Below are 22,877 nucleotides of genomic sequence, written 5' to 3' on the forward strand. Positions count from 1 at the left end.
TTCAAAAATCAAAGGGAAAATCATTCCCTCTGATTTTTTTAGTTCTCGCGAAGTTGTGCAAAAACCATTCGATCTTTTCCATTAATGTCATATACACATTCTACAAAAGCTGTCGGAAACGTTTTTTGCAGCATCTCAGCTACATCTTTTGTCTGTCCAGCCCCGACTTCAAACCCAATAATACTATTTGACTTCGTCACATATGGCAGCTCTTCCATGAAACGTCGATAAAAATCCAGGCCATCTTTTCCACCAAAAAGAGCTCGGTTTGGCTCATGATCTTTTACCACTGTGGACAACTCATCATCTGCTGGAATATAAGGCGGATTAGACACAATTACATCAAATTTCTGATTTGATAATAGAAATGGTTGTAATAGATCTCCCTGTATAAACGTGACAGCAGCGTCCAGGTTTTGAGCATTTTCTTTGGCTACGCTTAAAGATTCTATAGCTATATCTGTTGCTGTAACTTCCACTCTGTCAAGCTCCAAAGCTAAAGTGATAGCAATTGCCCCACTTCCCGTTCCAATATCTACAAGCTCAATAGGCTGGTGTTGAAATTCTTTTTTTATTCGAGAAATCATTCCGTATACCAGCTCTTCCGTTTCCGGTCTTGGAATTAATACATGTTCGTTTACAATAAATGAACGCCCGTAAAATTCTTCTGTCCCGATTAGATATTGTACAGGCATACCTGCTTTATGAGCATGGACATCTTGTTCAAATCTTTTTAGACTTTCTTCTTCTAGTTCTTCCTGCAGAGCACCTAGCAAATGAGTTCTCGTCATCTGCAAGTGGTGGCGAAGCAAAAGTTCTCCCGCGTTTTCATCTCGCTTTGCCTCTTTCAAAAAAGAAGAAGCCCACTTAAGGGCTTCAAATACTTTCATTAGTTCGAATCTTCCATTCGGCGCGCTTGGTCTTCCATGACTAATGCATCGATAATTTCATCAAGCTTGCCTTCTAAGATTTGATCTAGCTTTTGAATCGTCAGACCAATACGGTGGTCCGTTACGCGATTTTGCGGGAAGTTATACGTACGGATACGCTCGGAGCGATCTCCTGATCCAACTGCTTGTTTGCGCGTTGCATCGTACTCTGCTTGTGCTTCTCGCTGAAACTTATCGTACACGCGAGCACGCAACACTTTCATTGCTTTTTCTTTATTTTTAATCTGAGACTTTTCATCTTGACATGATACCACTGTATTTGTTGGTAAATGCGTTAAACGAACGGCTGACATCGTCGTATTAACACTTTGACCACCAGGTCCACTTGAAGCAAATGTATCTACACGGATGTCTTTTTCATGAATGTCCACTTCGACTTCTTCTGCTTCAGGAAGACATGCTACCGTTGCTGTAGATGTATGAATACGACCACCTGATTCTGTTTCAGGAACTCGTTGAACACGGTGTGCACCGTTTTCAAATTTCATCTTTGAGTACGCACCTTTACCGTTAATCATAAAGATAATTTCTTTATAACCGCCTACTCCAGTAGTCGTTGCTTCCATTACTTCTGTTTTCCAGCCTTGTGATTCAGCAAAGCGTGAATACATGCGGTACAAATTAGCTGCAAATAATGCCGCTTCATCTCCACCAGCAGCTCCACGAACCTCCATGATTACGTTTTTATCATCGTTTGGATCTTTTGGAATTAATAAAATACGTAGCTTTTCAACTAGCTCTTCTTGCTGCGTTTCTAACTCGGCAATTTCTTCTTTTACCATGTCACGCATATCTGCATCAAGCTTATCTTCAAGCATCGTTTTCGCTTCTGATAACTGCTCTTTTACATCTTTGTATTCCTGATAAGCGGCTACCGTTTGTTGTATATCTGATTGTTCCTTCGAATATTCTCTCAACTTAGAGGGGTTGTTTACGATCTCAGGGTCACTCAGAAGTTCGTTTAACTTCTCATAGCGCGCCTCTACCGCTTCTAAACGATCAAACACGTCATTCACCTCATTCTTTATCCATAACATTGTAATTATAGTATAGCTTTAAAATAGAGTCAAAACCTTGTTAATACACGTATATGAACAAAAAAACAGAACTGCGCGTTCTGTTTTTATCATCATAAAATTCTTGCTTTATTTTTCGACCATTTCGCTTGAGTCCACAGACACAGCTTGTCCTTTAGACTTTTGCACAACGTGGCAATGACGACATCTTGGTTCGTACGATTCAGACGCACCGACTAAAATAATAGGGTCGTCATAAGAAGCAGGCTCACCGTTAATCAAACGCTGCGTACGGCTCGCAGGAGAGCCACATGAAGCGCACACGGCCTGTAGCTTTGTTACCGATTCTGCAATAGCCATTAACTGCGGCATTTGTCCAAAAGGTTCACCTTTGAAGTCTTGATCTAACCCCGCTACAATCACACGAAAGCCTTGATCTGCTAAAGATTGAACAATTTCTAGAATATCTGTGTCAAAAAACTGTACTTCATCTATCGCTACTACGTCTGTCTCTTCATTTACTCGCTTTAAAATATCGCGCGATGCCGAGATTGAATAAGCCATAACAGATGTACCATTATGTGAAACGACAGCTTCTTCGCTATATCGATTATCAATTGCAGGCTTGAACACTTGTGCTTTTTGTTTAGCAAACTGCGTACGGCGCACACGTCGAATCAACTCTTCTGATTTCCCTGAAAACATACTGCCACAAATTACTTCTATCCAACCGCTTTGTTTCATTACGTACACCACTGCGGGACTCTCCCTTCTTCTCGTTCCGTTTCTGAGCGAACCGCTACTAACTTAATCTACGTCTTCTATGTAGATCTTATTCCTATGATAAAGTACCCACTTTTTTATCAAGCAGACACTGTTTTTCTACTTTTATAAGCAAAAAAACAGGCAAGAAGTTAAGCTACTTGCCTGTTTGTTTCGACAATGTGATTATTTAAGACCGTATTTTTTGTTGAAGCGATCAACACGGCCACCAGCTTCAGCGAATTTTTGACGACCAGTGTAGAATGGGTGACATTCAGAACAAGTCTCAACGCGGATCTCTTCTTTTACAGAACCACTTTCAAATTCGTTTCCGCAAGTACATTTAACCATAACTGTTTTATAGTTTGGATGAATTCCTGTTTTCATTCGTTTCATCTCCTTCCGCCCTGAATCATTCTGAAACAGAGTTTATTGATAAAGATAGTGATGAAATAATAACTATTTCACTGTGTACTTTATCAACACACATGATGAAATTATAACAAGGGTTGTATGCTTTTGCAACCACATGTTTTATAACTTATCGTTTATTTGCTAGAAGCGTTTTTTTCTCTTCCGTTAACATCGAGAAGAACTCTTCATTTGTCTTTGTTTGACGTAAACGTTTTAAGAATTTTTCTGCAAAATCAGGAGCATCTGCCATTGATTTACGAATTGCCCATAAATGGTCTAAATGCTCTTTTGGAATTAACAGCTCTTCTTTACGTGTGCCTGAGCGGCGAATGTCAATCGCAGGGAAGATACGTTTTTCAGCTAGTGAACGATCTAGATGCAGTTCCATGTTACCTGTACCTTTAAATTCTTCATAAATAACATCATCCATACGAGAGCCTGTATCAATTAAGGCTGTTGCTAGAATGGTTAAGCTGCCTCCATCTTCAATGTTACGAGCAGCTCCAAAGAATCGTTTTGGACGGTGAAAAGCAGCCGGGTCAATACCCCCTGATAGTGTACGACCGCTCGGTGGAATAACTAAGTTATAAGCACGAGCAAGTCTTGTGATGCTATCCATCAAAATGACAACATCTTTTTTGTGTTCGACTAATCTCATCGCACGTTCAAGGACAAGTTCCGCTACTTTAATGTGGTTTTCTGGCACTTCATCAAATGTAGAACTGACAACATCACCGTCAACCGAACGCTCAATGTCCGTCACTTCCTCAGGACGCTCATCGATAAGAAGGACAATTAATTCTGCATCAGGATGATTCGTTGTAATGCTATTGGCAATTTCTTTTAACAGCATCGTTTTACCTGCTTTTGGCGGCGCAACAATTAGTCCCCGTTGCCCAAATCCAATCGGTGAAATCAAGTCAATAATACGCGTAGAGAAACTTCTTGGCTGAGTTTCTAGCAGCATTTGCTCATTTGGATAAATCGGCGTTAGCGCTGGAAAATGCACGCGATCTTTTGACGTTTCTGGATCTTCTCCGTTTACCGCTTCTACATGTAATAATCCGTAGTAGCGCTCATTTTCTTTTGGAGGACGAACTTTCCCCGATACCTTGTCTCCATTACGCAGATCGAAGCGACGAATTTGTGAAGCTGAGATATAAATATCTTCTGAACTCGGTGAATAGTTAATTGGTCGTAAGAAACCGAATCCTTCTGACTGAATAATTTCAAGAACGCCTTCCATAAATAAAAGCCCATCTTGTTCAGCTTGAGCCTTTAAAATAGCAAAGACAAGTTCTTTTTTCGTTAATTTACTATAGTACGAAACTTTATACTCACGAGCATGTTCATATAGCTCTTTTAATTTCATATTTTCTAAACTGGATAATGTTAAGTTCATTAGGACACCACGCTTTATAATGAATAATTTTTAACCGTTCCTCCCATATTAAATTCAAATATAAAATTGAGAGATGATATGGATGGAATAAATCTGTGAAAATGGAGAATATAACCTTTGAAGTATAATAAGTAGAATCAATTGATTAACTATACACTTTTAGAAGAATAATTCCGACATAAAACCATTTATATTATCTTGATAAATTTAACGTAGCAATTTATATTCTAACCTTTTTCTATCTTTTTAATCAATCTTTTTTTACTTTAGAAGATGAATAAAAAAAAGGAAATTTAATAGCTTACGAGAAGCGAGGAAAACCTTTTCATAATTTCACATTAAAGGAAATAAACTGGACGTTAGAATAAGAAGTGAAATTTTTCTTTTAGCTTCCCTTTTTATCTATTTACCCTATTCATAAATATATAAGCTACACAGACATAGAAGAACGCTCCTACGCCTGTGTAGCTTATTAAAAAGCTCATTTCTAAACTTTGCTTTCATGACTGTGGCACCGATTTGCCTCTATGAATTTTGAAATTGCTCAATTTCCTCTTGAGTCATCTCTTCACGCCAAATCATTGCCCCTAAATCCGATAGCTTGTCTACTAAATGACTGTAACCTCGGTCAATGTGCTCTAAACCCGTTACCTCTGTAATCCCTTTGGCCATTAAGCCAGCGGTTACGAGAGCTGCTCCTGCTCGTAAGTCCGACGCTTTCACACGTGCACCTTGCAAGTGAATGGGACCATTAATAATAGCAGAACGTCCTTCTACCTTAACAGATGCATTCATTCGTCTCAGCTCATCAATATGCTTAAACCTTGCACCGTAAATTGTATCCGTCACAACGCTTGTACCAGACGCTCTTGTTAGAAGCGTCGTAAATGGCTGCTGTAGATCAGTTGGAAAACCTGGATATACTAGCGTCTTAATATCTACGGGCTTCAGTAGCTGACGAGTCGCTACAAGAATCTGATCTGAGCTTGTTTCGATATGAATACCCATCTCACGCATTTTAGCCGTTAATGACTCCAAATGCTGAGGGATAACGTTGTCAACAACAACTTCTTTTCCCATACTCGCTCCCATGATCATATACGTGCCTGCTTCAATTCGGTCTGGAATGATGGAATGACGGCATCCTTTTAATTGATCTACCCCATCAATTCGAATAACATCCGTACCTGCACCTTTAATACGGGCACCCATACTTGTCAGTAACGTAGCTACATCAATAATTTCAGGCTCTTTAGCAGCATTCTCAATAACGGTACGCCCTTTTGCTCTTACAGCAGCGAGCATAATATTGATTGTTGCTCCTACGCTAACAACGTCTAAATAAATTCGAGCACCAATCAGCTCCTCAGCTCGAATGTAAATAGCTCCTTGCTCATTTGTTACTTTAGCGCCAAGAGCTTCAAATCCTTTAATGTGCTGATCGATTGGTCTAGGACCAAGGTAACATCCTCCTGGAAGCCCAACTACCGCTTTTTTAAAGCGTCCCAACATCGCCCCCATTAAATAATAAGAAGCGCGTAATTTTTTTACTTTTCCGTTCGGTAAAGGCATTGCAACCATTCCGGATGGATCTACTGTTAATTCGTCGTTATCAATGGTTACTTTCCCACCAATTTCTTCAACTAAATCCCCTAATAACTGCACGTCTGAAATATCGGGCAGACCTTCAATTGTAACAGGTGACTCGGCTAAAATTGTTGCTGGAATAAGCGCAACGGCACTATTTTTAGCACCACTGACGCGGACGGATCCACTTAAGGTAAAGCCACCTTGTATTTTTAACTTTTCCATTTATAGCTCCCTTCTAGTGAAAGAAAGTTTCTCACCTAGTAATTGAGGAAAATTTTGGTACAAAGAATACCTAAAAGAATGGTTATTTTTCCTATTACCTACTAGTGTACACGAAAATGAAAAAATCATGTATAGTTTCGACAAGATAAAAGAAAAATATGGCATTCACCTGTCAGGATGGTAAATGCCACACAAATTTATACATGTTTAGACATTTCGCTTTTCCCAATCTGCTAAAAATTGGTCAATCCCTGCGTTTGTTAACGGATGTTTGAACAATTGCATTAAAACTTTGTAAGGAATTGTCGCAATATGTGCTCCATTTTTTGCAGCTTCTGTTACGTGCATCGGATGACGAATAGATGCTGCAATAATTTCTGATGGAATGTCATGAATCGCAAAAATATCTGCGATATCTGAGATTAAATCGAGACCATTAAAACCAATATCGTCTAATCTTCCTAAGAAAGGCGATACGTAAGTAGCACCTGCTCTTGCTGCCATTAACGCTTGGTTAGCTGAGAAAATAAGCGTAACGTTTGTCTTAATACCTAAACTAGTAAATTCTTTTACTGCTTTTAAGCCATCTGGAGTCATCGGTACCTTGATTGTGATATTCGGCGCGATCGCAGCAAGCTCTTTTCCTTCGCGAATCATGCCTCCTGCATCAAGCGCAATCACTTCTGCACTTACAGACCCTTCAACGAATTCTGTAATTTCACGAAGACGATCTTCAAACGTGATGTTCTCTTTAGCTACTAAACTAGGATTTGTTGTAACCCCCGCTAACAAACCCAATGAATGCGCTTCCTTAATTTCGTCTAAATTAGCCGTATCAATAAAAAACTTCATGAATGCCATCTCCCTACGTTATGTATTCAGAATGATAAGAAAATTATAGTAAAAATAAAACCGCCTTACAATAAAAATAAGACGGTTTTATTTTTCAGACTCAACTAACTGCAAACAGGCAATCCGAAGATTTCAAATTATGCTTTGTTAGAAGAACCGAATTCACGCATTTTACCTTGAACCGTTTCTTTGATTGCTTCGCGAGCAGGTCCTAAGTATTTACGTGGATCATATTGTTCAGGTTGCGCAGCTAATACTTCACGAACAGCTTTAGCTGAAGCAATTTGGTTTTCAGTGTTTACGTTGATTTTAGCAGTACCTAAAGAAACTGATTTTTGGATATCTTTTGTAGGAATACCAGTTCCACCGTGTAAAACTAATGGTAAGCCTGTACGATCTCCGATTTCTTTCATTTCAGCAAAACCTAGGTTTGGTTCACCTTTGTATGGTCCGTGAACTGATCCTAATGCTGGAGCTAAGCAATCGATACCTGTACGTTTAACAAGTTCTTCACACTCGTTAGCATCTGCATAGATAACGCCCTCAGCAATAACGTCGTCTTCTTGTCCACCAACAGTTCCTAGTTCTGCTTCTACAGATACTCCGTGGAAGTGAGCTAGTTCAACTACTTTAGAAGTAATTGCAATGTTTTCTTCAAATGGGTGGTGAGAAGCATCGATCATTACAGAAGTGAATCCAGCATGGATTGCTTTTGCACATGATTCAAAGCTTGAACCGTGGTCTAAGTGAATTGCAACTGGTACTTGAACGTCGTAATCTTCGATTAGAGCTTCAACCATTGCTACAACAGTTTTGAAACCGCCCATGTAGCGTGCTGCACCTTCAGATACACCAAGAATAACTGGAGAGTTTTCTTCTTTTGCTGCTTGAAGAATAGCTTGAGTAAACTCTAAGTTATTTAAGTTAAATTGACCTACTGCATAGCCTTGTTCTTTTGCTGTAATAAGCATTTCTTTCATTGATACTAAAGGCATATTGAAATCCTCCTTAAAATCAACCTTAGATTAGATGCTAACCAAAAGGCACACTCAAATAGTATGCTCTTGAATTGAGTGTTTCATGTAGAAACAAAGCGCATCTTTACATAATAGATTGTCGAATTATGAATACAGTAATTAGGATACCAACTAACAATGAAAACAGCAACATTTTTAGGCTGATATTCAAAATTTGTTAGGATGAAAACCCTACCAAAACCTTAATTCGACTTTACTGGTATATATTCCCTAACAACTTTTCGGATTTCATCAATATCAAACGGTTTTGCAAAGTGTGTTAATGCTCCTAAATCTTTTGCTTCTTGAATCATATCCAATTCACCATAAGCGGTCATAATGATGACTTTAATCGTTTCATCGTGCTGCTTTAACCTTTTTAAAATTTCAATTCCATCCATTCCTGGAATTTTCATATCTAATAAGACAAGATCCGGTGCTTGCTCTTTTGTAATATCAATCGCCTGGAAGCCGTTCGCCGCTTGAAATGTCGTATAGCCTTCTTTTTGCAGCACTTCCGTTAATAAAATACGTATACCATACTGATCATCAACAATTAAAATTTTCTCTGCCAATATAATCCCACCTTTTATATTCCTCTTCTACAGACAAAACTAACATATGTATTTCGCCTTTAAAACAAAAATCCCTGCTAATTAGAGAAATTGTTACAAAACATAGCTTTTTTTGTCATCTATCCAACTTCATTGCACTTTACTTTCATTGTAGCTCATTTCAAGATAGAATACAGATAGCTTTTTTCGTTATAATGTGTAGATAGACGGCTTTAGCCGCTTAAATCGAAGGGAGATTCTATGCTTAAAATTTTCACAACTCAACTTTCAGGTTTTTTTAAACGAATTGAAGAACAAGAAGAATTCCAATTTGAAGATGCCGCGCGTATTTTAGCACAAGCCTCTGTCGGAGAAGGATTTATTTATATTTATGGCGTAGAAGAAATGCACGCCATTACGCTTGAAGCACTAAGCAGTGCAGAACCTTTAAGTCAGGCAAAAGCTTTGTCTTTACATGAATTAGATCAGCTGACTAGCGTTGATCGCGTACTGCTCGTCTCTCGATTTTCAACAGATAATAAAGCAGTGGAAATAGCTGAACGTTTAAAGAAACACGATATTCCATTTGTTAGCATTGCTGCTGTTCCTAAAGAGATAGCCGAACCTTCTTTAACAGCACTCGCAGATGCTCATATTGATACAAAATTGTTAAAGCCGCTTATTCCTGGAGAAGACGGCTCAAGATTTGGTTTTCCAGCAATGATGGTCGCTTTATACGCATACTACGGTTTAACTTTCACATTAAAAGAAATCGTAGAAGAATATGAATAAAAAACACGCTGTCTAAAGACAGCGTGTTTTTATTTCACTTATTTGTTTTGGCTTGATTCCATTGATGCGCGAATAAATTCTTTGAACAATGGTTGCGGTCTAGTTGGACGAGAAGTAAACTCTGGGTGGAATTGTGAAGCCAAGAACCATGGGTGGTCTTTTAGCTCTACAATTTCAATTAAACGGCCGTCTGGGCTTGTACCAGAGAAGATAAAGCCTTTCTCTTCCATTTGTTGACGGTATTCGTTATTAAATTCATAACGGTGACGATGACGCTCATATACCACTTCATCTTGATATGCTTCATATGCAAGCGTATCTTCAGACAATTTACAAGGGTATAGTCCTAAACGCAGTGTACCGCCTAGGTCTTCTACGTCTTTTTGTTCTGGTAATAAGTCGATAATTGGATAGTTTGTTTCAGGTGCAATTTCTGCTGAATGTGCGCCTTCTAAGCCTAATACATTACGCGCAAACTCAACTGATGCCAGCTGCATACCTAAGCAAATACCTAAGAATGGAACTTTTTGCTCACGTGCATATTGTGTTGCTACAATTTTACCTTCAATTCCACGATCACCAAATCCACCTGGAACTAAGATACCATCTACATCACCAAGTAAATCTTGAACATTTTCTTTTGTTACGAATTCCGAGTTTACCCACTTGATGTTTACATCTGCATCGAATGCATATCCAGCATGTTTCATTGCTTCTACGACAGAAATATAAGCATCTTGAAGCTCTACATACTTACCAACCAATGCAATTTTTGTTGTATTTGAAAGTCCTTTTACTTTCTCAACCAGTGCTTTCCACTCAGTCATTTCTGCTTCTTTGCAATCTAATTTCAAATGATCGCATGTGATTTGATCTAGGTGCTGTTCTTGTAGAGATAGTGGAATTTCATATAATGTTTCAGCGTCTGCACACTCAATAACCGCTTTTGGATCAATGTCGCAGAATAAAGCTAGCTTGTCTTTCATATCTTCAGAAATTGGCATTTCTGTACGAACAACGATAACATTTGGCTGAATGCCTAAGCTACGTAACTCTTTTACACTATGCTGTGTTGGTTTTGTTTTCATTTCACCAGCAGCTTTTAAATATGGCACAAGTGTACAGTGGATATACATAACATTGTCACGGCCAATATCACTTTTGATTTGACGAATAGCTTCTAGGAAAGGAAGTGATTCAATATCTCCTACCGTTCCGCCGATTTCAGTAATAACAACGTCCGCATTTGTTTCTTTACCTGCACGGAAAACGCGTTCTTTAATTTCATTTGTGATGTGCGGAATAACCTGAACTGTTCCGCCTAAATAATCACCGCGACGCTCTTTTTTCAATACTGTTGAATATACTTTACCTGTTGTTACGTTGCTGTAGCGATTTAAGTTGATATCGATAAAACGCTCATAGTGACCTAAGTCTAAGTCTGTTTCCGCGCCGTCATCCGTTACGAATACCTCACCGTGTTGGTATGGACTCATTGTTCCTGGGTCTACGTTAATATATGGATCAAACTTTTGAATCGTTACGTTCAACCCACGGTTTTTTAATAAACGGCCTAAAGAAGCTGCTGTAATCCCTTTTCCTAGAGATGATACAACACCGCCTGTTACGAAAATATACTTTGTCATCTATACTTCCCCCTCTAAATAATTTGAACTGTACAATATTAAAAGTTTTCACATAAACAATCACAATTCATTCATTGTGCATGCGAAATTATAAGAAACCTTATGAATGTGAAACGTTCAAGAACCAAAAGAAAGTTTCTATCAAGGATTTATAAGAACATATCGGGGTGTAAAACATGGATAGATAAAATAAAAAAATTGCTCCCAATACCAAAACTGGATTGGGAGCAATAGTCTATTTTAAATAAAAACTTTTTAAATGCTTGTTTAAAGAGCCCAAAAAAGATTCTACCTACTTCGCTTGAAAAAGTCAAGAAGGATTATTTTTCTTTTTCGTCCTCATAATCTTCTTCTTCGTCTTCCTCATCATCGTCTAGATCATCTTCTAAATCGTCAAAATCGTCTTCTGCAAGATCATCTTCATCTTCTTCTAGCTCGTCAATGTCTTCAAAATCTTCTTCTTCGTCTAGATCATCAACATCTTCATAATCCAAATCTTCTTCTAAATCATCAAAATCTTCAACTTCTTCAACAACAGCTTTTTTCGCTTTTTTCTTTTTAGGTTTTGCAACCGGAATAACTTCTTCTTCAGCTTGGTCAAAAGGATACCACCCACGAAGACCCCAGTGGTTGTCCCCTACTGTTAAAAAGCGACCATCAATATTAATATCTGTATAAAACTGAGCTAATCTCGTTTTTAATTCTTGATCTGACATTTCAGCTGCTGCTTTAATTTCAGCAATAATTTCTTGGAATGACATTGCTTGACGATCTGTTTTTTCTTCTAGAAGCGCATAAGCAATCTCAATCATCGACATTTCTTTTAAATCCGTTTTTGAGTACTGTGCTAAACTCAAATCTGGCACATCCTTTCTATGGCTATGTATATCGAAAATCTATTAAATCAATTCATCATATGTGTAAATGATGGAAACGAATAAATACATACCATTCATTATAAACAAATTCAATACATTTATGCTAGCCTCGTTTCTAAAATTCTCGAGAATTTCGCATAAAACAACAAAAAAATAGACATTTTATCACTATAATACATTCTACTTAATACGCCAACAGCATCCTTTAACCAAAAGGAATTCACCATCAGTTATTCTGACTCTGCTAGGGTTAGGTCTATAAAAGCCGAGACGACCAACAAACGGTCATCTCGGCTTTTAATATATCACTATATACTAACGATACATTATTACATATTTCGGCGATATTGCCCACCGCATTCATATAAAGCTCGCGTAATTTCTCCTAAGCTGGCTACTTTAACGGTCTCCATTAACTCTTTAAAAATGTTCTCTCCTTCTGTTGCAGCTTTCTTTAACCTTTTCAGCGCATCTTCTCTTTTTTCTTCATGCTGCTGTTGAAACTTCTGAAGCTGATTAATTTGATGATTTTTTTCTTCTTTTGATGCGCGGGCTAACTGCATGTCATCAACCGAGGAATTTTCCTCTTCATTTGGATTAATATACGTATTTACTCCTATAATAGGTAAAGCTCCCGTATGTTTTTGCATCTCATATTCCATCGATTCATCTTGAATCTTACCTCGCTGATACTGCATTTCCATCGCACCTAAAACGCCGCCTCGATCATTTAAGCGTTGGAACTCAGCCAAGACCGCTTCTTCTACCAAGTCTGTTAGTTCATCAATAATAAAAGAGCCCTGTAGTGGATTTTCGTTTTTAGTTAATCCATGCTCTTTTGTAATGATTAATTGAATGGCCATCGCTCTTCGTACAGATTCCTCTGTCGGTGTTGTAATTGCTTCATCATACGCATTGGTATGAAGAGAGTTGCAGTTGTCATGAAGAGCCATTAAGGCTTGCAGCGTCGTACGTATATCATTAAAATTAATTTCCTGTGCATGAAGCGATCTGCCGGATGTTTGAATATGATACTTAAGCTTTTGACTGCGTTCATTCGCGCCGTATTTATCACGCATCACAATTGCCCAGATTCTTCTCGCTACACGTCCAATAACCGTGTATTCAGGGTCAAGTCCATTACTAAAGAAGAAAGATAAATTAGGAGCAAAATCATCAATGTGCATGCCTCGGCTCAAGTAATATTCCACGTACGTAAAACCGTTGGCTAATGTAAACGCGAGCTGAGAAATTGGATTCGCTCCTGCTTCAGCAATATGATAGCCTGAAATAGAAACAGAATAATAGTTGCGCACTTTCTCGTCAATAAAGTACTGCTGAATATCTCCCATCATTTTTAATGCAAATTCTGTGGAAAAAATACACGTATTCTGTCCTTGGTCTTCTTTTAAAATATCCGCTTGAACGGTTCCTCTCACTTGTTTCAACGTACCCGATTTTACGTCCTCGTATTCCTCTTCTGTTAAAGGACGCTTCAGCTCCTCTTCCTTCTTTTCCACCTGCTGACTGATAGCTGTATTCATAAACATAGCTAGTAATATTGGAGCCGGCCCATTGATGGTCATCGAAACGGAAGTCGACGGATGGCAAAGATCAAATCCTTTATACAAGAGTTTCATATCATCAAGCGTACAGACATTTACGCCGCTTTCGCCAATTTTCCCGAAGATATCCGGCCTTGGATCCGGATTTTCTCCATAAAGCGTTACAGAATCAAACGCTGTACTTAAACGCTTAGCCTCATCATCTTTTGACAAATAGTGAAAGCGGCGATTTGTTCGTTCTGGTGTTCCTTCGCCTGCGAATTGACGCTTAGGATCTTCACCTTTTCGTTTGAACGGAAAAACACCTGCTGTATAAGGAAACGCACCTGGCACATTTTCTTTATAAAGAAAACGAAGAACTTCCCCGTATTCTTTAACTTTTGGAAGGGCCACGCGCGGAATACGCAGTCCTGATAGGGTATCAACTTGCAGAGAGGTTTTAATTTCTTTATTTCTTATCTTTGTAATAAGTTCTTCTTGCCCATACTGACTTTTTAATTTCGGCCAGTTTTCCAGCTTTTCAATTGATTCAGCCGTTAGCTGTTTTTGATATTTCTCCTTTAGCTGAGTGAGCTCTTGCTTGGCTGTTTCTGTTTCCACTTCTTCCAGAGCACCCTCTAGCTGATAAAATTTACGCGCTGTTTGCACTTGAACATCCGCATTGCGGTGATAAGAGCGAACGCTGTTTACAATCTCCTGTAAATATTGCTGTTGATCATTAGGAATGATGGTATATTTCTTTTCACTTACGCGCTCTGATGATTTTTCTACGTGCCAAGACGTACGGCATGTTTGATGCAGATGATTTACAAGATCTTCGAATAAAATATTTGTTCCCCCGTCGTTGAACTGACTCGCAATTGTTCCGTAAATTGGCATGGTAGAGAGATTATTTTCAAACAGCTGATGATTGCGCTGATACTGACGCTGCACTTGTTTTTTTGCGTCTTCGGAACCTTTTTTTTCAAATTTATTGATTACAATAAAGTCTGCGTAATCAATCATTTCAATCTTTTCTAACTGCGACGGCGCGCCAAATTCGCTTGTCATTACATAAAGAGAGACGTTTGCAATATCTTTGACTTGAGCATCAGCTTGCCCGATGCCGCTTGTTTCGACAATGATAATGTCGAAACCCGCTTTTTTCACGACGGCAATTCCATCTCGAATGGCGGCCGATAGCTCATGTCCAGATGAACGCGTGGCCAAACTTCTCATATACACACGAGGAGACGCTGCGATGTTCATGCGAATTCGATCCCCAAGAAGCGCTCCTCCGGTTTTTTGTTTAGTTGGATCAACGGATAAGACAGCTACATGAATATCTGGAATATGTTCAATAAACCTTCTTACTAATTCATCCGTAAGCGAACTTTTCCCCGCTCCTCCTGTTCCTGTGATTCCAATGACCGGTATTTTTTGATCCGTCTCGCTTTCGATTACACTTTCTCGGATTTCTTCAAGAGCAGCTGCGTGCTCTTTTGTGTATTCATAGGCTTCATTTTCAGCGCATGTAATAAGCTGGGCAATTAAACGGTCATTAGCTGGCGTTAAGGTTCGATCCTTCGGCAGTGCAGGGGGATTTGTGTAATAACAATCATCGATCATGAATTGAATCATGCCTTCTAACCCCATTTTTCGTCCATCTTCCGGAGAAAAGATTTTAGAAATGCCGTAATCATGAAGCTCTTGAATCTCACTCGGAATAATGACCCCTCCTCCTCCGCCATAAATTTTAATATGAGAAGCCTGTTGTTCTTGGAGTAAATCGTACATATACTTAAAATATTCTACATGGCCGCCTTGATAAGAAGAAATGGCAATCCCCTGAACATCCTCTTGTATGGAAGCGTTAACAACTTCTTCAACAGATCGGTTATGTCCCAGGTGAATGACTTCTACCCCCTTGGCTTGAAGAATTCGTCTCATAATATTAATGGACGCGTCGTGGCCGTCAAACAGGCTAGAAGCGGTTAAAAAACGAAGCGGTCTTTTGCTTGTATTCAAACTGTCTCCCCCTCACAAAGTTGTTGAAATGAAAAATTTTTAAGTAAAAAATCTAACTGCATATTTGTATATTCTTCTAATGAATAATGCTTTTGCAGCCACCATCTGCGAAATGCCCACATCTGACCTTGAACAAATAAATGATGAGCAAACAGCGAAATTTCTTTATCCGTAAGTGCAAATTGATTGTTTTCTACGCAGCCTTCGATAATAACCTTAAACATCTCAACCATATCCAGCTCTTTTTTTAATACATATGGAAGCGCATCTTTAGACAGTGATTTCGCTTCTTGGTACATGACTAATACTTCATCTTGAAGCTCATCCACAACTTTAAAATAGTGCTGAATCGCTTGTTGAAGCTCAGCGATTGTATAACGATCCACGACCATCTCTTCTAATCGCTCTCTCACTTCATCGTAAATATTGTCACATACAAGATATAAAACATCTTCTTTAGATTGAATATATTCGTAAAGTGTACCGATACTGAACCCAGCGGCTTTGGCAATTTCCCTTGTTGTTGTTCGGTGAAAACCTTTTTCCTTAAATAGCGTGACGGCCCCTTTAATCATTTGATTACGACGCTCTACAATCAGCTTTTCATCTTTAATAGATGTGAGAACTTCTCTCTTTTTCATTTTTTCACCTCTCCTACAACAAGTGTTTTATTTGGCAAGATACCTAGAAATGACGAGACGCTGAATTTCTTGTGTGCCTTCATAAATTTGCGTGATTTTTGCATCTCTCATAAAACGTTCTACTGGATAATCTTTTGTATAACCGTACCCTCCAAATACTTGAACCGCTTCTGTCGTTACTTTCATTGCGGTATCCCCGGCATATAATTTTGACATGGCTGATTCTTTGCCATATGGCAGCCCTTGGGACTCCAGCCAAGCGGCTTGATAGGTTAACAGTCTTGCAGCTTCTATACTCGTGGCCATGTCGGCTAACTTAAACGCAATTCCTTGCTGAGAAATAATTGGCTTACCAAATTGCTGACGTTCCTTGGCATAAGCTACGGCCGCATCTAACGCCCCCTGAGCAATTCCTACAGCCTGCGCTGCAATGCCATTTCGGCCGCCATCTAGTGTCATCATCGCAACTTTAAATCCTTCTCCTTCATTTCCCAGCAAATTTTCTTTTGGAACACGGCAGTCCTCGAAAATAATTTCTGTGGTAGGTGAAGAGCGAATGCCCAGTTTCTTTTCTTTTTTACCAACTGAAAATCCGGGCATATCTTTTTCAATAATAAAAGCGCTCGTGCGTTTTTCATTGGGGTCGATGCGAGCAAATACGACGTAAATATCCGCTTCGCCGCCGTTTGTAATAAAGATTTTAGAACCATTTAAAATATAATCTTCTCCGTCTTTTACAGCGAGCGTTCTCATTCCTCCTGCGTCTGATCCAGCACTCGGTTCGGTTAACCCATAAGCACCTATTTTCTCACCTGTTGCCATAGGTTTCAGGTATTTTTGTTTTTGTTCTTCTGTTCCGAATGTATAGATTGGCCAGCCGGCAAGAGAAGTATGAGCCGACAAAGTAACACCTGTTGATGCACATACTCTAGACAGTTCTTCAACAGCAATGCAATAAGCTAGATAGTCACTGCCAATTCCTCCGTATTGCTCCGGCCATGGAATACCTGTTAATCCTAGATCAGCCATTTGCGTAAAGATTCCTCTGTCAAAACGCTCTTCTTCATCTCGTTGTGCAGCTGTCGGAGCCACTTCGTTTTTGGCAAAGTCCCGCACCATTTTTCGAATCATTTCGTGTTCTTCTGAAAGTTTAAAAAACATGATTATTCCCCCTATAATTGACTGCTAATGACGATGCGCTGAATTTCGCTTGTACCTTCGTAGATTTCGCATACTTTGGCGTCACGAAAATACCTCTCTACTGGATAATCTTTCATATAACCATAGCCTCCCAAAACTTGAATCGCATCGATTGCTACATTCATGGCCGTTTGGGAAGCAAATAATTTCGCCATTGAGGCTTCTTTTTTACAAGGAAGTTTTTGATCATATAAAAAAGCGGCTCTATACATTAAAAGCTTCGCTGATTCAACAGCCGTTTCCATATCAGCCAGCTTAAAGGCAATACCCTGCTGAGATAAAATCGGTTTTCCGAATTGATATCGTTCATTTGCATAGTTTTTAGCTGCCGTTAACGCACCTTCAGCAATTCCTACCGCCTGAGCAGCAATACCAATTCTTCCTGCATTTAAATTAGCCATAGCAATTCGAAAGCCTTCACCTTCTTCTCCAAGACGATTTTCTACGGGCACCTGTATATTTTCAAAGTGCAGTTGAACCGTTCGAGAACCGTGAAGGCCCATCTTATGTTCATCTTTTCCTACTGAAAATCCCTCCATGGTCTTTTCAACGATAAAAGCGCTCATCCCTCTGGACCCGCGTTCGGGATTCGTTTTAGCAAATACAATATACGTATCCGCTTCTCCGCCGTTTGTAATGAAAAGCTTTGAGCCATTTAAAAGATAGTGGTCTCCTTTTCGTTCTGCCTTTGTTTTTAAGCTCGCAGCATCAGACCCTGCACTAGGTTCTGTTAAACAAAAAGCACCTAAATATTCACCTGTCGCCAGTTTTTTTACATACTTTTGTTTTTGATCTTCCGTCCCAAATACGACAATAGGATTCGTACCTACAGAAGTATGAACAGACAAAATGACGCCCAGGGCTGGACTTACTTTTGATATTTCGTGGATGGCAATCATATAGGACACAAAGTCCAGTCCGCCCCCTCCGTAAATTTGAGGAACGGGAATGCCCATCAGGCCAAGGTCAGCCATCTGCTTTAATAAACCTCGAGGAAATTCGCCCTTTTCCATGTTTGGCACAGCCGCAGCGACTTCTTTTTCACTAAAATCAGCTACCATCTTTTTAATCATGTGTTGTTCAGACGTAAAAAAGATCATTTCGCCACTCCTTTATATTTCGTACGTAAAAAATCCTTTTCTTGTTTTTCGACCAAGCCACCCTGCCTTTACATATTTCCTAAGCAATGGACAAGGACGATATTTGTCATCACCAAACCCTTTATGAAGCGTTTCCATAATAAATAAACATGTATCGAGGCCGATAAAATCTGCTAATGTCAAAGGTCCCATTGGATGATTCATTCCTAGTTTCATGACTTGATCAATATCCTCTTCGTTTGCTACACCTTCATAGAGCGTAAACACAGCTTCGTTAATCATTGGCATTAAAATTCGATTTGAAACAAACCCTGGAAAATCATGAACTTCCACCGGGGTTTTATTTAATTTTTTCGTTGTTTCATAGACTGCTTGATACACTTCATCGTTAGTAGCCAGCCCTCTAATAATTTCAACGAGCTTCATCACCGGAACAGGATTCATAAAATGCATGCCAATTACTTTTTCAGGTCGAGTGGTCACAGCTGCAATTTCAGTAATAGGAAGCGAAGACGTGTTGGTTGCTAAAATAGTATGACTCGGGGCTAACGAATCCAACTCCGCAAAAATGGCTTGTTTGACTTCCATCTTTTCCACAACCGCTTCGACGATTAAATCTGCTTTTTGTGCTGCCGTTATTTCATTTGCCAGGTGAAGGCGCTCCATAATCCCTTCATATTCCTTAGCTGAGAGAGAACCTTTTCCCACCTGTTTTTTCAGACGTTTATCAATACCTTCTATTCCCTTTTGTGTATTTTTTTGATCAACGTCATACAAAGAAACTTGATATCCGCTCGCAGCAAATACTTGTGCAATGCCTGCCCCCATCTGACCTGCTCCAATAACCATAACTGTTTCAATATTCAAGTTGATATCCCCCTTTTACACCTCTACCATGATGGCATCGCCTTGGCCGCCGCCGCTGCAAATAGAAGCAATGCCTAGACCGCCGCCTCGTCGTCTTAATTCATGAATGAGCGTGACAACAATACGGGCGCCGCTTGCGCCAATTGGATGTCCAAGTGCCACAGCCCCGCCGTTCACATTTACTTTTTCAGCCGGAAGCCCTGCAATCTCCATACTCATCAACGCTACTGCTGAAAAAGCTTCATTGATTTCAAACAGCGCAATATCGTCTACTGTCTTATTTGTTTTTTGCAGTAGCTTGTTAATAGCAAACCCAGGCGTTTTCGGAAATTCCCTTGGCTCCATCGCAAGAGAAGTATGGTTTATAATCGTAGCCAACGGCTCATAGCCATTTGTTTTTGCCACATCTTCATCCATTAGCATGAGCGCAGCTGCTCCGTCATTTACGCTAGGTGCATTTCCTGCTGTAATGGTTCCGCTGTGGCCAAATACAGGCCGAAGAGACGAGAGTTTTTCTATCGACGTATCTTTTCTTGGTCCTTCATCTTTTTGAACCGTTATCGTTCCTTTTTTAGACGGAATATCAACTGAAATTCTTTCTGCGATCCATCTCCCTTTCTCTTCTGACTCTACCGCTAACTGATGACTGCGAAGCGCCCATTCATCCTGCTTTTCTCGGGAAATATTCATTTCAGAAGCTATTTCATTTCCATACGTACCCATTTGAACCCCTGTAAAGCTGCATGTCAAACCGTCATGAACCATCAAATCCGTCACAACACTATCTCCCATACGGAATCCCCATCTTGCTTTTGGAAGAAGATACGGCGCGTTACTCATCGATTCCATTCCACCTGCAATGATTGTTTTTGCTTCTCCTAATCGAATCAGCTGATCAGCAGTTGTAATACTGCGCATGCCCGATGCACAAACTTTATTAATGGTTTCCGTCTCTACTTGCCACGGTAAACCTGCATAATGCATGGCTTGCCTAGAAGGTAGCTGTCCTTGGCCTCCTTGCAGCACGCACCCCATAATAACGGAATCAATTTCTGTACGTCCCTTTGATGCTGCTTGAATCGCTTTCCCGCCTAGTTCTGCCGCTTTTAGTCCGCTTACGCTGCCACCTAATTTTCCAAAAGGTGTTCGAACTGCACTCACAATAACTGTTTTCCCCACTATTGTTTCCTCCTCTTTTTCCTAATCTTTGTCCTTGCTGATTGAACGCTTGCTCAATTTCCTTTCTGTAAAAAGTAGAGATGAATACCATCTCTACTTCTCCTTTATGAAAGCTGTTCTTGCACGTCGCCATAAATTGACTTTTCAAGCAGTTCTGCTACGTCATACGTATGAACTTTTTCTTCTACTTCTTTTGCTTTTGTTCCGTCACTTAGCATCGTCAAGCAGTACGGACAACCTGAACTGATAATGCTTGGGTTAACGGCTAAGGCTTGTTCCGTGCGCGCTACGTTAATGCGCTGGCCGGTCGTTTCTTCCGTCCACATTAACCCTCCTCCTGCTCCACAGCACATACCATTTTCACGGTTGCGATCCATTTCAATCAAACTAACACCTGGAATCGCTTTCAAAATTTCTCTTGGGGGACTGTATACTTCGTTATATCTTCCTAAATAACAGGAATCATGGAAGGTAATCTTTTCATTAACCGCATGTTTTGGTGTCAGCTTACCTTCTTTCACCAACATAGCTAATAATTCTGTGTGATGATACACTTCTCCTTCAAAACCGAAATCTGGATATTCATTTTTAAAAATATTGTAAGCATGTGGATCAATCGTAACAATTTTTTTGATTTCATTTTTTTCAAATTCAGCGATATTTTTAGAAGCTAACTCTTGGAATAAAAATTCATTGCCCAACCTGCGCGGCGTGTCACCAGAATTTTTTTCTTTATTTCCTAAAATCGCAAATGAAACACCCGCTTCATTGAGAAGCTTTGCAAACGATAGAGCGATTTTTTGGCTGCGGTTATCATAAGATCCCATCGAACCTACCCAGAACAAATACTCAAACGTTTCACCCGCTTTACTTACTTCTTTAACAGTCGGAATGTGAACATCTTCTCTTACATGTCGCCATTCTTCACGCTCTTTTCGATTTAATCCCCAAGGGTTTCCTTGACGCTCAATATTCGTCATGGCACGCTGAGCATCCGCGTCCATCTTTCCTTCGGTTAATACTAAAAAACGTCGTAAATCTATAATCTTATCTACATGCTCGTTCATTACGGGACATTGATCTTCACAGTTTCGGCACGTTGTACATGCCCAAATTTCTTCTTCCGTAATGACTTCTCCAATTAAAGCGGGATTATATTCCGCTGTTGCTGCGGCTTCTTCTCCGCCTTGGCCCGCCGCCATCATCGCCAGTTGATTTCCTTTTGTTTTAGAGAATGCATACGTAGGAACCCAAGGAGCCTTAGATGTCACAACTGCTCCTTTTTCTGTTAAGTGATCGCGCATCTTTAAAATTAAATCCATTGGAGATAAAATTTTCCCTGTACCCGTTGCCGGACACATATTCGTACAGCGACCGCATTCCACACAGGCATATAAATCAATAAGCTGATGCTGCGTGAATTCTTCAATCTTTCCAACCCCAAACGTCTCCTGCGTCTCGTCTTCAAAATCAATCTTTTCAAGCTTACCTGGCTTAGAAACACGGTTAAAAAATACATTGGCCGGTCCAGCCAGTAAATGAGCATGTTTTGATTGAGGAACATATACTAAAAACGTCAATAACACCGCTAAGTGAATCCACCATGAAACATAAAAAATGGAGATAGCGGCAACGTCATTGATTCCCTTAAACAAGATGGCAATCGATGACGCAATCGGTTCTGTCCAAGCCGGTTCATGATTATGCCAGATGATTGACATACCGTTTCCAACAAGCACTGAAAGCATAAGCGCTCCAATAAAAATCAGTACTAAACCAGATTTAAACCCTCTTTTTAAACGCACAAGCTTTTCTACATAGCGACGATGAAAAGCCCAGACAACTGCTACTAAAATCAAAAACGTCACAATTTCTTGAAAAAATGTAAAGCCGGGATATAAAGGTCCAAGCGGCAAATGTTTACCTGGAAGCAAACCTTTTATAATGAAGTCTAACGCGCCGAACTGAACTAAAATAAACCCATAAAAAAACATGACGTGCATAATTCCACTTTTTTTATCTTTTAACAGCTTCTTTTGTCCAAACACGTTCACCCAAATTTTTTGCAGCCTTTCTTTTAACCGCTGATCAAATTCTACTTTTTTCCCTAATTGAATATACTCAATGCGTGTGCGAATTAAATATACAAACAAAGAAACAGCGTAAGCGGTTACAATAATAAAAAAGAGAAAATTCACCCACAGCAACCCTGTCATCTCGTCCC

At 39.6% G+C, this 22,877-nt stretch carries 19 protein-coding genes; 1 reads left to right on the forward strand and 18 read right to left on the reverse strand.

The annotated features are described in order from the left end of the window. Positions 1–38 precede the first annotated feature (38 nt). The 9 genes from prmC to MMB69_RS22810 all read right to left on the reverse strand — a co-directional run bounded on the left by prmC (position 39) and on the right by MMB69_RS22810 (position 8,802). Entirely contained in the window at positions 39–890 is an 852-nt protein-coding gene (gene prmC, locus MMB69_RS22770; RefSeq protein WP_221785874.1) for a peptide chain release factor N(5)-glutamine methyltransferase, read from the reverse strand. Next, positions 890–1,957, reverse strand: a complete 1,068-nt coding sequence (gene prfA, locus MMB69_RS22775; RefSeq protein ID WP_013059820.1) for a peptide chain release factor 1 — start codon at positions 1,955–1,957, stop codon at positions 890–892. Before prfA ends, prmC begins: the two co-directional genes overlap by 1 nt. Before the next feature lie 138 nt (positions 1,958–2,095). Continuing rightward, positions 2,096–2,710, reverse strand: coding sequence for a thymidine kinase (locus MMB69_RS22780; protein ID WP_153252841.1), 615 nt, complete (start codon positions 2,708–2,710; stop codon positions 2,096–2,098). A 204-nt stretch (positions 2,711–2,914) separates the two neighbouring features. Beyond that, a complete protein-coding gene (rpmE, locus tag MMB69_RS22785; RefSeq protein WP_013085477.1) occupies positions 2,915–3,115 on the reverse strand; it encodes a 50S ribosomal protein L31 in 201 nt (66 codons plus the stop codon). Positions 3,116–3,269: 154 nt separating this feature from the next. Continuing rightward, positions 3,270–4,544, reverse strand: coding sequence for a transcription termination factor Rho (rho, locus tag MMB69_RS22790; RefSeq protein ID WP_013059823.1), 1,275 nt, complete (start codon positions 4,542–4,544; stop codon positions 3,270–3,272). A gap of 525 nt (positions 4,545–5,069) precedes the next feature. Continuing rightward, on the reverse strand, positions 5,070–6,356 hold the full coding sequence (locus MMB69_RS22795; RefSeq protein WP_013059824.1) for a UDP-N-acetylglucosamine 1-carboxyvinyltransferase: 1,287 nt from the start codon (positions 6,354–6,356) through the stop codon (positions 5,070–5,072). A gap of 207 nt (positions 6,357–6,563) precedes the next feature. Further along, positions 6,564–7,208, reverse strand: a complete 645-nt coding sequence (fsa, locus tag MMB69_RS22800) for a fructose-6-phosphate aldolase (RefSeq protein WP_221785875.1) — start codon at positions 7,206–7,208, stop codon at positions 6,564–6,566. Between the two features lie 137 nt (positions 7,209–7,345). Beyond that, on the reverse strand, positions 7,346–8,203 hold the full coding sequence (locus MMB69_RS22805; protein ID WP_129705480.1) for a class II fructose-bisphosphate aldolase: 858 nt from the start codon (positions 8,201–8,203) through the stop codon (positions 7,346–7,348). 224 nt (positions 8,204–8,427) lie between these two features. Next, a complete protein-coding gene (locus MMB69_RS22810) occupies positions 8,428–8,802 on the reverse strand; it encodes a response regulator (RefSeq protein ID WP_087944205.1) in 375 nt (124 codons plus the stop codon). Positions 8,803–9,039: 237 nt separating this feature from the next. Between MMB69_RS22810 and MMB69_RS22815 the strand changes: the two genes are divergently transcribed. Further along, positions 9,040–9,570 (forward strand): DUF2529 family protein, encoded by a 531-nt coding sequence (locus MMB69_RS22815; protein WP_221785876.1) that lies wholly within the window; start codon positions 9,040–9,042, stop codon positions 9,568–9,570. A 38-nt stretch (positions 9,571–9,608) separates the two neighbouring features. On the opposite strand, the gene MMB69_RS22820 is transcribed toward MMB69_RS22815, so the two are convergent. The 9 genes from MMB69_RS22820 to MMB69_RS22860 form a co-directional block, all read right to left on the reverse strand. After that, positions 9,609–11,216 carry a CTP synthase gene (locus MMB69_RS22820; protein WP_014457748.1) on the reverse strand — a complete coding sequence of 536 codons (1,608 nt, stop codon included), beginning with the start codon at positions 11,214–11,216 and terminating at the stop codon, positions 9,609–9,611. 320 nt (positions 11,217–11,536) lie between these two features. Further along, entirely contained in the window at positions 11,537–12,073 is a 537-nt protein-coding gene (gene rpoE, locus MMB69_RS22825; protein WP_013059830.1) for a DNA-directed RNA polymerase subunit delta, read from the reverse strand. Positions 12,074–12,423: 350 nt separating this feature from the next. After that, positions 12,424–15,666, reverse strand: coding sequence for a fused isobutyryl-CoA mutase/GTPase IcmF (gene icmF / locus MMB69_RS22830; protein ID WP_277448479.1), 3,243 nt, complete (start codon positions 15,664–15,666; stop codon positions 12,424–12,426). Next, positions 15,663–16,307: a TetR/AcrR family transcriptional regulator gene (locus tag MMB69_RS22835; protein WP_014457745.1), complete on the reverse strand. Its 645-nt coding sequence runs from the start codon at positions 16,305–16,307 to the stop codon at positions 15,663–15,665. The genes icmF and MMB69_RS22835 overlap by 4 nt, the downstream gene beginning before the upstream one ends. Before the next feature lie 27 nt (positions 16,308–16,334). Then, positions 16,335–17,468 (reverse strand): acyl-CoA dehydrogenase, encoded by a 1,134-nt coding sequence (locus MMB69_RS22840; RefSeq protein ID WP_013059833.1) that lies wholly within the window; start codon positions 17,466–17,468, stop codon positions 16,335–16,337. Between the two features lie 11 nt (positions 17,469–17,479). Next, a complete protein-coding gene (locus MMB69_RS22845) occupies positions 17,480–18,607 on the reverse strand; it encodes an acyl-CoA dehydrogenase (RefSeq protein WP_144633615.1) in 1,128 nt (375 codons plus the stop codon). Between the two features lie 12 nt (positions 18,608–18,619). Beyond that, positions 18,620–19,474 carry a 3-hydroxybutyryl-CoA dehydrogenase gene (locus MMB69_RS22850; RefSeq protein ID WP_221785878.1) on the reverse strand — a complete coding sequence of 285 codons (855 nt, stop codon included), beginning with the start codon at positions 19,472–19,474 and terminating at the stop codon, positions 18,620–18,622. A 15-nt stretch (positions 19,475–19,489) separates the two neighbouring features. Continuing rightward, positions 19,490–20,653, reverse strand: a complete 1,164-nt coding sequence (locus tag MMB69_RS22855) for an acetyl-CoA C-acetyltransferase (protein ID WP_221785879.1) — start codon at positions 20,651–20,653, stop codon at positions 19,490–19,492. Positions 20,654–20,757: 104 nt separating this feature from the next. Next, complete coding sequence (locus MMB69_RS22860) at positions 20,758–22,869, reverse strand: (Fe-S)-binding protein (RefSeq protein ID WP_221785880.1); 2,112 nt, start codon at positions 22,867–22,869, stop codon at positions 20,758–20,760. Positions 22,870–22,877 lie beyond the last annotated feature (8 nt).

It is taken from the genome of Priestia sp. P5, assembly GCF_029522155.1.
GTDB lineage: Bacteria > Bacillota > Bacilli > Bacillales > Bacillaceae_H > Priestia > Priestia megaterium_E.

Bases quoted from the DNA above. Each gene is read 5' to 3' on its own strand.
- MMB69_RS22795 (WP_013059824.1), bottom strand. From the start codon at position 6,356: ATGGAAAAGTTAAAAATACAAGGTGGCTTTACCTTAAGTGGATCCGTC.
- fsa (WP_221785875.1), bottom strand. From the start codon at position 7,208: ATGAAGTTTTTTATTGATACGGCTAATTTAGACGAAATTAAGGAAGCG.
- MMB69_RS22845 (WP_144633615.1), bottom strand. From the start codon at position 18,607: ATGATCTTTTTTACGTCTGAACAACACATGATTAAAAAGATGGTAGCT.
- MMB69_RS22860 (WP_221785880.1), bottom strand. From the start codon at position 22,869: ATGACAGGGTTGCTGTGGGTGAATTTTCTCTTTTTTATTATTGTAACC.
- prmC (WP_221785874.1), bottom strand. From the start codon at position 890: ATGAAAGTATTTGAAGCCCTTAAGTGGGCTTCTTCTTTTTTGAAAGAG.
- MMB69_RS22815 (WP_221785876.1), top strand. From the start codon at position 9,040: ATGCTTAAAATTTTCACAACTCAACTTTCAGGTTTTTTTAAACGAATT.
- MMB69_RS22840 (WP_013059833.1), bottom strand. From the start codon at position 17,468: ATGTTTTTTAAACTTTCAGAAGAACACGAAATGATTCGAAAAATGGTG.
- rho (WP_013059823.1), bottom strand. From the start codon at position 4,544: ATGAACTTAACATTATCCAGTTTAGAAAATATGAAATTAAAAGAGCTA.
- rpmE (WP_013085477.1), bottom strand. From the start codon at position 3,115: ATGAAAACAGGAATTCATCCAAACTATAAAACAGTTATGGTTAAATGT.
- MMB69_RS22835 (WP_014457745.1), bottom strand. From the start codon at position 16,307: ATGAAAAAGAGAGAAGTTCTCACATCTATTAAAGATGAAAAGCTGATT.
- MMB69_RS22780 (WP_153252841.1), bottom strand. From the start codon at position 2,710: ATGAAACAAAGCGGTTGGATAGAAGTAATTTGTGGCAGTATGTTTTCA.
- MMB69_RS22805 (WP_129705480.1), bottom strand. From the start codon at position 8,203: ATGCCTTTAGTATCAATGAAAGAAATGCTTATTACAGCAAAAGAACAA.
- MMB69_RS22820 (WP_014457748.1), bottom strand. From the start codon at position 11,216: ATGACAAAGTATATTTTCGTAACAGGCGGTGTTGTATCATCTCTAGGA.